Here is a 10,575-nt window from a genome sequence, read left to right on the forward strand (position 1 = left end):
CCCCCTCTGCAGGTGTCCCCGTCCCCAGGAAAGTGCAAAAACCCCCCCCGACCCCCCCTGCCGCCGGCCCCCCCGGCCGCGGGGTGGACCCCAACGCGCGCGGCCCCCGCCCCGGGCACGCGAACCACCAAGGCCCCAAAACGGAAAGCCCCTTGGCCTTTGTGGGGGCCCGCGCCCGCCCCGAAACCCAGCGGGGGGGCCCGGCCGGTTTTGGGTTTGCCCCTTTTCCCCCCAGGAGACCCCGGCCGGGGGGGGGGGGGGGAACATGACGACACGCGCCGCCCCCGCGAGCGTCAGGACCAGCAGGACGATGCACGATCCGAGGCCCGGGCCCGGGCTGTGCCGCGTTCGCAGGATCCCGACGGCACCAGCCGCGAAGCCGAAGGGAGGACCAGCGTCAGGGCTGCGCCCGGGACGACAAGGTCGTCGAGCATCGAGGCCTGCAGCGGCACGCGGATCGAGGGGCCTCCGTCCCGGCGGAGATCGGGGCAGCGCCCGCCGCCCGTCCGCGCATTCAGAAGCCGTAGAGCTTGGCCGGGTTGGCCACGAGGATCCGGTTCCGCACCGCTTCATCGGGGGCCCAGTTCGCCAGGAGGTCGAGGAGCCCGGCATCGTCCGGCTTCGCGTCGGCCGGGGCGGTCGGATGCGGCCAGTCGCTGCCCCAGACGAGGCGCTCGGGGGCGAGCGCCACATAGGCGCGGGCGAGGCGACCGCGGTCGGCGTAGGTCGGCGGCCCGACCTTCGAGGCGATGTAGGCGCCGGTGAGCTTCACCCAGGCACCGCGCGTCTCGATCAGGTCGGCGATCACCTTGAAGCCCGGATGATCGGGGCCGGCGGGCTCGGGCAGGTGACCCATATGGTCGAACACGACCGGCACCGGCAGGCCCTTCAGGGTCTCGGCCAGGTCCACGATTCTGTTGCCGTCGGAGACCAGCTGGATGTGCCAGCCGAGATCGGCGATCTTGCGGGCGACTGGCACCAGGTCGGTGATCGGCGCGCCGCCGGGCAGGCGCGTCCCGAACCGCACGCCGCGGATCCCGGCCCCGTCGAGGCGCTTCAGCGCATCGGGCGTCACCGCGGCATCGAGCATCGCAATCCCCCGGGCGGTCGACCCGAAGGCCTTCACGGACTCGACGAGGAGGCTGTTGTCGGTGCCGTAGGTCGAGGGCTGCACCACGACATGCCGGGTAATGCCGAGGCGACGCATCAGGAGGCGATAATCGGCGACGCTCGCATCCGGCGGGCGCAGGGTCGCGCCGGGCGCGGCGGGGAAGCGCGCATCGTAGATGTGGTGGTGACAGTCGGTGGCGTCCGGCGGCACGGTGAGGGTCGGCCGCTCCGTGCCCGAGGACCAGGGCACGGTCTGCGCCGCGGCGGGCCGCAGCCCGGCGCCGAGGGCGGCGCCGGCCATGAGGGCCGCGAGATGCGCGCGGCGGGTCATCGGGGCGTTCATCCGTCCGGTCCGTTCAATGGTGCGAGAAGAGGGCCTGGCCGGCGGCCGGCATCCGTGCCGTCAGGATGCTGCCGGTCTGGGATTCGGTGATGAACAGGGTCGCCCCGTCCGGGCCGCCATAGGCGACGTTGGTGGTCGAGATCCCGGCGGGGGATTTCACCCGCAGCAGCGGCTCGGCGACGGGGGACAGACGCCAGATCGACCCGAACCCCGTATGGGCGACGATCAGGCAGCCCTCGGCATCGAGCGCGATGCCGTCGGGGCCGCCGAGGCCGCCGTGGAGCTGCGCGAACACGCCGACCTTGGCCACGAGGCCGCTGGCGTTCAGGGGGATGCGCCAGATCTGCTGGGCGCGGGTCACCGCGATGAACAGGCTGCCCATGGCATCGTCGATGACGATGCCGTTCGGGCTCGGCACCGTGTCGACGAGGCAGGTCAGCTCGCCGGAGGGGCGCAGGCGGTAGACCCGGCCGGTCGGGTCCTGCAGCCCGGTCTGGCCCTGGTCGGTAAAGTAGAGGTCGCCGTTCTTGGCGAAGGTCAGGTCGTTGACCCCGCGGAAGCCCTCCGAGCCCGCCGTTTCCAGGAACGGCGTTACCGCCCCCGTATCGGGGTCGAGGCGCATCAGGCCGCGCTTGTAGCAGGTGATGAAGATCCGCCCGTCCCGGTGGATTTTCATGCCGTTCGGCCAGCCGTCGTATTCGGCGACGAGCTCCCATGCGCCCGCTTGGTCGATGCGGAAGATCCGGCCGAAGGGGATGTCCGTCACGTAGAGGCGGCCGGCGCGGTCGAAGACGGGCCCTTCCAGGAAGGAGTCGATCGCGTGTCCGCCCCGGTTGGCGTTCGCCCAGGCGGTCGGCCGGGCCTTGCGGAAGCGGTCGGGCAGGCGCGTGAACAGTTCGGCCGTCACGGCCGGCGGGGGAGCGAAGAACGACATCGCGTGTCCTCGGTGGATGGGCTTGGGATCGGGCTCAGGCGGGCAGCGCCGCCGCTTGCGCCGCGCGCGCATGGGCGCGGCTGATCAGGATCACGCCGATCGCGGCGGCGGCATCCAGTGCCGCGACGGGGAGCATTCCGAGGGGGAAGCTGCCGGTGGCGTCCTTCACGAGGCCGACCACGTTCACCATCAGGCCGCCGCCGATCAGGTTCGAGATCGCGTTGATCCCGGCGAGCCCCGCCGCCAGCGTCCCCGGCGACAGCCAGCCCGCGGAGAGCGCCCAGAACGGCCCCTTGAAGGAATAGGCGCCCACGAGCGCGAACGAGACGGCCACGATCGCGGTGGCGATGCCGCCGGTCAGGTTGAGGTACGACAGGCCGAAGGCCGCGAGCAGCAGCGGGATCGCGGTGTGCCACCGCCGCTCGCCCTGGCGGTCCGAGTGGCGGCCCCAGAGCACCATCAGAACCGTGGCGATGCCGTAGGGGATCGCGTTGACGAAGCCGGTCTGAAGGTTGGTCAGCCCGAACCCCTTGATCATCTGTGGCTGCCAGACCGACAGGACGGTCCCCGTCGCGGAGGCGCCGGAGCAGACCAGCGCCATGGTCAGGAAGTACCTGTTGCGGGCGAGCTGCCAGAGCGAGATGTGGCCGATCGGCTTGCGCCGGGCCGCCTCCTCGTCGAGGCGCCCGACGAGCCAGGCGCGCTCGTCCTCGCGGAGCCATTTCGCATCGCCGGGCCGGTCGGTCAGGACGAACAGGCAGGCGATGCCGAGACAGACGGTCGGCAGACCCTCCAGCACGAACAGCCACTGCCAGCCCTTGAGGCCGAGCGCGCCGTCGAGTTCGAGGAGCGTCACCGAGAGGGGCGAGCCCAGGAAGGTCGCGAGCGGGATTGAGACCGTGAAGGTCGCTAGGATCCGCGCGCGGTATTCGCTCGGCAGCCAGTAGGTCAGGTAGAGGATCGCCCCGGGGAAGAACCCGGCCTCCGCCGCCCCCAGGACGAAGCGCATCACGTAGAGGGAATGGGGACCGGTCACGAGGGCCATGCCCATGGTGACGAAGCCCCAGGTGATCATGATCCGGGCGATCCAGCGCCGGGCGCCGACCCTCTGCAGGGCGAGATTGCTCGGCACCTCGACCAGGAAGTACGCGACGAAGAACAGGCTCGCCCCGAAGCCGAACATCGCGGGCGTGAGCCCGAGATCCTTGTTCATCTGCAGGGCGGCGAAGCCGACATTCACCCGGTCGAGCAGGGCGCAGAAGTAGCAAACCATCAGGAACGGCACGAGCCGGAGGATGACACGGCGCATGGTCGCCGTCTCAAGCGGATGCTTGGCGTGTTCCGTGGCGGCCATCGCTCTCCCTCCCTGTGTTGTGTTGTCTTGTCGTCTTTGCGCGTGAAGCGCAGCAATCCGGGGGTGCGGGACGCTTCCAAAACGGTGCGCTGACCTGGATTGCTTCGCTCACGCTGGCAAAGACGGGGCGTCGGTTGGATCTTGACGGGTTAGATCCCCTCGCAGCCCGCCTCCGCGAGGGCGCGCTCGACCCAGGACCGGTCCACGGTGCCGGCCGCGATCGCCGCCATGGTCTTGGCCTCGCCCTGCTGCTTCTTGTCGGCGGCGGCGAAGATCGTCTCGGTCTGGTCGAAGGGCACGCAGACGAAGCCGTCGTCGTCGCCGACGATCAGGTCGCCGGGCTCGATCACCATGCCCTCGATGGCGATGGGGGCGTTCATCTCGCCCGGCCCGTTCTTGTAGGGGCCCCGGTGGGTGATGCCGGCGGCGAAGACCGGGAAGGTGTTCGTACGGATCCAGCCGTAATCGCGCACCGCGCCGTTCAGGACGACGCCGGCCAAGCCGATCCGCTGTGCGTGGGAGATCATGAGCTCGCCCATCAGGGCGTTCGTCAGGTCGCCGTCGCCATCGACGACGAGCACGTCGCCGGGCTTCGCGCGGTTGAGGGCTGCGTGGATCATCAGGTTGTCGCCGGGGCGCACCCGCACGGTGAGGGCCACGCCGCTGAGCACGCCGCCAGCATGGAGCGGGCGGATCCGCGCGCCGCCATGCGCCATGCGGCTCATGGAGTCGCTGATGTTGGCGACCGCGATGGCCTTGAACTTCTCGACGGTGGCGGGCTCGACCGTGCGGGTGCGCGGGTGGATCTTGAAACCGATGGCCATGGGTGTTCGTCCTTCGATGCGGGGGAGGGGGCTGCGGCGTCAGGCGGCGGGCTTCAGGCCGGCCTTGAGCGCCATGGCTTCGAGGGCCTCCTGATAGGTCCGGGGGACGACGCCTTTGAAGTGATCCTTGAGGCCGAGGCTCTCCTTCCAGCGCAGGCGCTGGGCGACGGCGCGGGCCATGATCGGTTCGACCCCGGCATCGGCGACGGCGTCGGCCGACATCTCCAGCTCCTCGGCCCGGCGCTTGGCGTGGATCACCCCCGACGGGATCAGGCTCTGGACCGTGTCCATCCAGGGCCGGGCGAGGGTCTTGGAGGCCGAGGCGAGGACGACCTCGTCGATCCCGTATTGCCGGGCGGCGAGCAGCATCTCGTCGGTGAGCGCCTCGATCCCCTTGATCAGGACCGAGCGGATGATCTTGATCCCCGAGGCGGTGCCGAGCACCGGCCCCGTGTACGCGATCTGCATGCCCCATGGGTTCAGCAGGTCGCACACCCGCTCGCCGGCCGGGCCGCTCGACAGCATCCGCATGGCGTAGCCGTGCAGCGGGGTCCCTTCGATGGAGCCGTCGCCGAGGAGCGCGCCGGTCGCTTCAAGCTTGCTCGCGACGCCCTGCTTGATCTTCGGCGTGGCCGAGGCGAAGTCGAGGAAGGTGTGCCGTGCGCTCAAGACCGGCGCGAAGGCGTCGGCGCTCTCCAGCGAGGCGGCGCCCGGCGTCACGCTGACGATCAGGTCGGCGGCCTCTGCGAGTTCTGCGTTCGAGCGGACCAGGGTGACGCCCGCGTCCCTGGCCCGGGCCTGGATGAGGTCCGCGTAGGGCCCCTCGAACGCGTATTTGTCGTAGCAGGCGATCGATTCGAGGCCGGCGCCGCGCAGGCCGGCGCCGAGCGTGCTGCCGATCTCGCCGTAGCCGACGAGGCCGAGCCGGAATTGCGTGCGGTCTGCCATGGGGTGCTCCTGTTGGGCTCTGGGCTGATGCGAGGGGCCGCCGGTCCGGGCGGGCAATACGGGATGATGGCGGTCAGGCCGGAAGCGCGGCCGGGATGGCATCCCGCCGGATCTGCCGCCCCAGGGCCAGCATCATCAGGGCACCGAGGAGGAGGATGCCCCCGACCGCCAGCAGCGGGGCGGTGAAGCCCCCGGAAAGCTCGCGGGTCACGCCGATCAGGTACGGGCCGGCGAAGCCCCCCAGATTGCCGATCGAGACGATCATCGCGATCCCGCCCGCCGCGGCACGTCCGGTGAGGAAGCCCGAAGGTACGGCCCAGAAGGTCGCCGTGTAGGAGTTGATGCCCATCACCGCGACGCAGAGCGCCGCGATGGTCAGAACTGGCGTCGGGGTCAGGGCGCTCGCCGTCAGAGCGGCGGCACCGAGAGCCAGGGAAAGGGCCGGATAGATCGTGCGGTCGCTGCCCCGGTCGGACAGGCGGCCCCACACCACCATCGCCACCGCACCGCAGACATAGGGAATGGCGGCGACGAACCCGACCACCGAGTTCGCGAGCCCGAACTGCTTGATCATCTGCGGCAGCCACAGGCCGACGCCCAGGGAGCCGATAATTGCGCAGAAATTGATCGCCGCGAGCGTCAGAACCCGCCAGTTCCGCAGGGCCTGGGCCAGCGTCAGGGGATGCTTCGTCTCGATCGCCGCCGTCTCAGCCGCGAGCGTGGCGACGAGGACCGCGCGCTCGGCGGGCGTGAGCCATTGCGCCTTCTCGGGTCGATCCGTGAGGACGAAGAGACAGACGATGCCGAGGATCACCGCCGGCAGGGCCTCGAGGATGAGCAGCCACTGCCATCCGGCGAGACCGAAGCCCTCGACCTGCACCAGCGCTCCGGAGACCGGCGAGCCGATGATGTTGGCGACCGGGATCCCGAGCAGGAAGAGCGCCGTCGCCCGCGCCCGCACCGCCGAGGGGAACCAGAGGCTGAGATAGAGGAAGACGCCGGGCACGAACCCCGCCTCGCCGAGGCCGAGGAGGAACCGCGCGATGCCGAACTGGATCGGGCCGGTCACGAAGGCCGTCGCCGCCGAGACGAGGCCCCAGGTGATCATGATCCGCGCGATCCAGATCCGGGCCCCGACGCGCATCATGATCAGGTTGCTGGGGATCTCGGCGAGGAAGTAGCCGAGGAAGAACAGCCCCGCGCCGATGCCGAAGGACGTCGCGGTGAGCCCGATATGCGCGTTCATCGTGAGCGCGGCGAAGCCGACATTCACGCGGTCCAGATAGCTGACCACGTAGCACACGAAGAGGAACGGCAGGATTCGCCGCATCATCTTGCGATGGAGGTTTCGCGCATCGACCGCGTGGGCCGGAGCCTGGGTCTGCAGCCCTCGCGCCATGACGTCCACTCCCGAATCGTCATTTTTTGAAACGACGTTTCGATTTAAATCGCGCATCGGGCGGCGGCTGTCAACGACGCCGTGGGCGGCGGCGTCACGACTTGGTGACCGCGGGGACGCTAGCTATGGATCGTGCACCCCGACCCGCGCGAAACCGGAACGAGTGCAAACAGATGGCGAAGGAGGCGGGCACGCGGCCCAATCTCGAAGGGGTGGCTTCGGCCGATCGGGTCCTGACCGTGCTGACCGCGTTCCGGCGGGGCGACGACGCCCTGGAACTCTCCGAGCTGGCGCGACGCACGTCGCTCGTGAAGAGCACGATCATGCGGCTGTGCATCTCGCTGGAGAAGTTCGAGCTGATCGAGCGCCTGGATGACGGGCGCTACCGCCTCGGTGTCGAAGCGGCCCGGATCGGCTCGGTCTACCAGCAGTCGTTCGCCCTGGAGGAGCGGATCGTTCCCGTCCTGGAGCGGCTCGCGGCCGAATCCCTGGAGACGGCCTCGTTCTACATCCGCCGGGGTAACCAGCGGCTCTGCCTGTTCCGGGCGGACTCGCCGTCGCCGCTGCGGATGAACGTCCGCCCCGGCGACATGCGGCCGATGGACGAATCCGCCATCGCGCAGGTTCTGAGGACCTTCAGCGACCGAGAGGCTTCGGACAGGGCGGCGATCGCGGTTCCTCTCTACACATCCGGCATCACCGACCCTCACGTCGCGTCGGTCGCGATGCCGGTGTTCGGGACCGAGCGGCGGCTGATCGGCGCTCTGGCTTTGTCCGGTCCCTCGTCGAGACTGACCCGGGACCAAGCTGAAACCCTCAAGCCGCGCCTGCGAGAGGCGGGTGAACGCCTCTCGTCTCAACTCGGCGCACAGCTCTGACGCGGCGCGCATGGGACGGGGCCACGTCGGAGCAGACGCTGTCCGGATGTGGCTGCCTCTCTGCTGGCATCCGCTCACGAGCCGGAAAGACCCACATGCGGACATTCCGCTCGCGGCCCGCTCCGGTCGCGTTGGTGGGCCGTGCTGAACGGCAGGGTTGGGTGGTTTCCTGCCGTTCTGCAGTCAGGCGGCGGAGATCGGGGAACGGATGTTATCTCCGCGGAGCACCCGGCTCGCCGGTGTTGAAACGATAGATTATATACAATAAACACCTGTGTCCGCAGCCTGCTTCAGGGGACGGCAAGCTGTGCATCAGGGCCGCGGATGCAACCGTTTTTCTCGACCGAAGAAGTTCATCCCAAAACCGCGTTCCGGCGTTGGCGGGAAATGGTCTGCGAACGCTTGGCACCCGCCGCGTTGCAGGCCGATGACGCCGAACTCTTCCGGGGCAAGCTTGAGGTCACCAGTATCGGCAGCGTGCCGATCTCGCATCTCGCCTACACACGACTGCGCACGGAAGCGACAGCCGACATGATCCGGCAGAGCCGTCGCGACAATCGGGTCTATGCCATCCTGAGGCTATCCGGGAACGCCAGCTATCAGCAAGGCGATCAGGAGGCAAAGACCCGGCCCGGCGATCTCGTGGTCCTCAATGCGCGTCCGACCGTCTGCATGATGGACGCGAACAGTTCGCTGTTGCTCGATCTGCCGCGTGAGCGCATCGAGACCGTTCTTGGCTCGTCCCGGCTGTTCAGCGCTCACACAATCAGTGGGGCTCTCGCCTCCACGACCCTGGCGCATACCTATTTGCGAGAGCTTGTCCGGGTGGGTGACAAGCTCACCCCCGACGCAGCCGAACGCATGGCGTCGATCGGGATCGACCTGATCGTGGCCAGTGTCGCCGAACGGATGGCACAGGAGGTGCCGCGTTCCATGCACGGCAACGTCACGGTCCAGCGCGCCAAAGCCTATGTTGAGGCCCATCTGGGCGATCCCAGTTTGGATCCGCCCCATCTGGCGGCCGCGATGGGGATGTCGCTACGCCGACTGCAGGAACTGTTCCACGAGCGCGGCCGGCATATCTCCGACTACATCTGGGAGCGTCGCCTGGAAATGGCGGGCAAGCGGCTGTCCGACCCGGCCTGCGCCCACCTGTCGATCGGCATGCTGGCCTATGGCTGCGGCTTCGCCAGCCAAGCCCATTTCGCCCGCCGCTTCAAGGAGCGCCATGGCATGAGCCCGCGCGAGTACCGGCAGGCGCACAGGCAGAATGTGCCGTCGGTTGCGTCCGCTTTCGGACGGTCGTTCCGGTCAGCGAAGTGACCGGATCGGGTCGACAGGAGGCCGTCGGCTATTCCAACGGGCCGTCTCCGAAGCCGTCATTCCGCGACCGGCCGGATCGGGGGCGACCTCAACGGGGTCGAACCGTCGTGGCGCCCGCGGCTCAGTCCTTCTCGATGACGGAGACCTTCCCGTCCCGCTCCACGATGGCGACGGCGACCTTTTCCAGGTCATCCAGGCCCTGCTGGCGTGCGGCGGTCCGCACGTCCGCCTGCTGCATGCGGAGGCGGCGCATGCTGATTTCGTCCCAGTCCCCGTCGCGATAGACCACGATGGGCGTGCCGTCGACGATGCGCTCGAACCAGACGAAGCGCAGCTTCAGCCATGAGACCGAGACGTGCATCAGCCCCACGGTGAACAGGGCGCTCATCGCCCCGGTGAACGAGTGGTCGTCGCCCAGGATCGCGCTGACGCTCAGGCCGCCGAACAGGAACAGCACCACCATGTCGATGGGCGCCTGCTGGCTGGCCGTGCGCCGCCCGATCAGCCGGATGACGAACAGGACGACGAGGTAGGCCGCAGCGGCCTTGACGACGGTGTTCATGGTCAGGGCACCGCGTACTGGGACCAGGACAGGGTCTCCCCGGCATCAAGCCGGGCGGTGAGGTTCACGCCGCCGCGGAAGGCGGGAGACCCGGTGAAGCGGATGAGCGCATGGCGCTCGCCGGCCTGCACCGGGAAAACAAGGCGAATACCGCTTCCTGCGGCCTCCCAGGTCGCGGGCCGGGGCGTGATGCTCTCCAGGCCGAACTGGTCGACGAGATCCTTGGCGATGGTCACCGCGACCTTGTCGCCGCCCGCCGGCACCTTGGTTTCGAAGCGGATGATCGTCGGCGCTCCGAAGCGTACCACGGGTTCGTAGCGGATGCTGATCGACCCATCGCCGTTGGAAAGCTCGCGCTCGCTGAATGGCCCATGCCCGAGCAGGCCGGCGGCGCAGACCAGCACGAAGCCGAGCATGGCGAACCGACCCGCGAGTTCCGCCCTGCGCCACTGCCCCTCGAAGGCCGGGTAGAACCCGTTCGCGATCTCCTGCGGCATCGGCGGGTCATCGTGGATGACTTCCAAGGCGGTCTGGCTCCCTTTCGCCCGCGTCGCGGAAATCCCGGCCGTCGAGACATGCCCCTGGCTGGGACGGCCCACGATTCCACCGTCCCGAGGCCTCAACCCCCAAAGACGATGTCGGCTCCTTCGGAGATGGGTCTCGCCGCGCCGATCACGCCGTCGAGCGCGACGTGGCGTTCCGGACGGGTTTCGGCATTTGTCCCGACGACGGGGAGCCCCTCGGGGATTGGCAGACGTCCTAGCACTACTTTGGCAGATTGAAGGAACGCGGGAGGTTTTCGCGGATTCGCATGCCACGGCCATGGGCTTGGGTGCGCGCGATGTCCGGTGCTGGCGGATGGCATGAGGATCTGGATCGGTGGCTGCAGCCATTTCTTGC

General features: G+C 68.9%; 11 protein-coding genes. 2 read left to right on the top strand and 9 right to left on the bottom strand.

Features of this window, described 5'->3' with window-relative positions; genetic code table 11:
* Positions 1–514 precede the first annotated feature (514 nt).
* From MKK88_RS11030 to MKK88_RS11055, 6 genes are all read right to left on the bottom strand, one after another.
* A complete protein-coding gene (locus MKK88_RS11030) occupies positions 515–1,453 on the bottom strand; it encodes an amidohydrolase family protein (RefSeq protein ID WP_243999595.1) in 939 nt (312 codons plus the stop codon).
* Between the two features lie 13 nt (positions 1,454–1,466).
* Entirely contained in the window at positions 1,467–2,387 is a 921-nt protein-coding gene (locus MKK88_RS11035) for an SMP-30/gluconolactonase/LRE family protein (RefSeq protein WP_243999597.1), read from the bottom strand.
* A gap of 34 nt (positions 2,388–2,421) precedes the next feature.
* Positions 2,422–3,741, bottom strand: a complete 1,320-nt coding sequence (locus MKK88_RS11040; protein WP_243999599.1) for an MFS transporter — start codon at positions 3,739–3,741, stop codon at positions 2,422–2,424.
* A 149-nt stretch (positions 3,742–3,890) separates the two neighbouring features.
* Positions 3,891–4,565 (bottom strand): RraA family protein, encoded by a 675-nt coding sequence (locus MKK88_RS11045; protein WP_243999601.1) that lies wholly within the window; start codon positions 4,563–4,565, stop codon positions 3,891–3,893.
* Between the two features lie 39 nt (positions 4,566–4,604).
* Positions 4,605–5,513, bottom strand: coding sequence for a DUF1932 domain-containing protein (locus tag MKK88_RS11050; RefSeq protein WP_243999603.1), 909 nt, complete (start codon positions 5,511–5,513; stop codon positions 4,605–4,607).
* Positions 5,514–5,586: 73 nt separating this feature from the next.
* On the bottom strand, positions 5,587–6,912 hold the full coding sequence (locus MKK88_RS11055) for an MFS transporter (RefSeq protein ID WP_243999604.1): 1,326 nt from the start codon (positions 6,910–6,912) through the stop codon (positions 5,587–5,589).
* A 173-nt stretch (positions 6,913–7,085) separates the two neighbouring features.
* On the opposite strand from MKK88_RS11055, the gene MKK88_RS11060 reads away from it, so the two are divergent.
* Positions 7,086–7,790: an IclR family transcriptional regulator gene (locus MKK88_RS11060; RefSeq protein ID WP_243999605.1), complete on the top strand. Its 705-nt coding sequence runs from the start codon at positions 7,086–7,088 to the stop codon at positions 7,788–7,790.
* A gap of 324 nt (positions 7,791–8,114) precedes the next feature.
* On the top strand, positions 8,115–9,113 hold the full coding sequence (locus tag MKK88_RS11065; protein WP_243999606.1) for a helix-turn-helix domain-containing protein: 999 nt from the start codon (positions 8,115–8,117) through the stop codon (positions 9,111–9,113).
* Between the two features lie 121 nt (positions 9,114–9,234).
* On the opposite strand, the gene MKK88_RS11070 is transcribed toward MKK88_RS11065, so the two are convergent.
* The 3 genes from MKK88_RS11070 to MKK88_RS11080 all read right to left on the bottom strand — a co-directional run.
* A complete protein-coding gene (locus tag MKK88_RS11070; RefSeq protein WP_243999607.1) occupies positions 9,235–9,675 on the bottom strand; it encodes a DUF421 domain-containing protein in 441 nt (146 codons plus the stop codon).
* Positions 9,676–9,677: 2 nt separating this feature from the next.
* Positions 9,678–10,274, bottom strand: coding sequence for a hypothetical protein (locus MKK88_RS11075; RefSeq protein ID WP_243999608.1), 597 nt, complete (start codon positions 10,272–10,274; stop codon positions 9,678–9,680).
* A gap of 20 nt (positions 10,275–10,294) precedes the next feature.
* On the bottom strand, positions 10,295–10,575 hold a 281-nt coding region (locus MKK88_RS11080), incomplete at its 5' end, for a hypothetical protein (protein WP_243999609.1).

Origin of the sequence: Methylobacterium sp. E-005 (assembly GCF_022829725.1) — a bacterium.
In the GTDB taxonomy this organism is placed as follows: Bacteria; Pseudomonadota; Alphaproteobacteria; order Rhizobiales; family Beijerinckiaceae; genus Methylobacterium.

What these genes read in the sequence shown, in the direction of transcription:
- MKK88_RS11030 (WP_243999595.1), bottom strand. Translation starts at nt 1,453, where the DNA reads ATGAACGCCCCGATGACCCGCCGCGCGCATCTCGCGGCCCTCATGGCC.
- MKK88_RS11035 (WP_243999597.1), bottom strand. Translation starts at nt 2,387, where the DNA reads ATGTCGTTCTTCGCTCCCCCGCCGGCCGTGACGGCCGAACTGTTCACG.
- MKK88_RS11040 (WP_243999599.1), bottom strand. Translation starts at nt 3,741, where the DNA reads ATGGCCGCCACGGAACACGCCAAGCATCCGCTTGAGACGGCGACCATG.
- MKK88_RS11045 (WP_243999601.1), bottom strand. Translation starts at nt 4,565, where the DNA reads ATGGCCATCGGTTTCAAGATCCACCCGCGCACCCGCACGGTCGAGCCC.
- MKK88_RS11050 (WP_243999603.1), bottom strand. Translation starts at nt 5,513, where the DNA reads ATGGCAGACCGCACGCAATTCCGGCTCGGCCTCGTCGGCTACGGCGAG.
- MKK88_RS11055 (WP_243999604.1), bottom strand. Translation starts at nt 6,912, where the DNA reads ATGGCGCGAGGGCTGCAGACCCAGGCTCCGGCCCACGCGGTCGATGCG.
- MKK88_RS11060 (WP_243999605.1), top strand. Translation starts at nt 7,086, where the DNA reads ATGGCGAAGGAGGCGGGCACGCGGCCCAATCTCGAAGGGGTGGCTTCG.
- MKK88_RS11065 (WP_243999606.1), top strand. Translation starts at nt 8,115, where the DNA reads ATGCAACCGTTTTTCTCGACCGAAGAAGTTCATCCCAAAACCGCGTTC.
- MKK88_RS11070 (WP_243999607.1), bottom strand. Translation starts at nt 9,675, where the DNA reads ATGAACACCGTCGTCAAGGCCGCTGCGGCCTACCTCGTCGTCCTGTTC.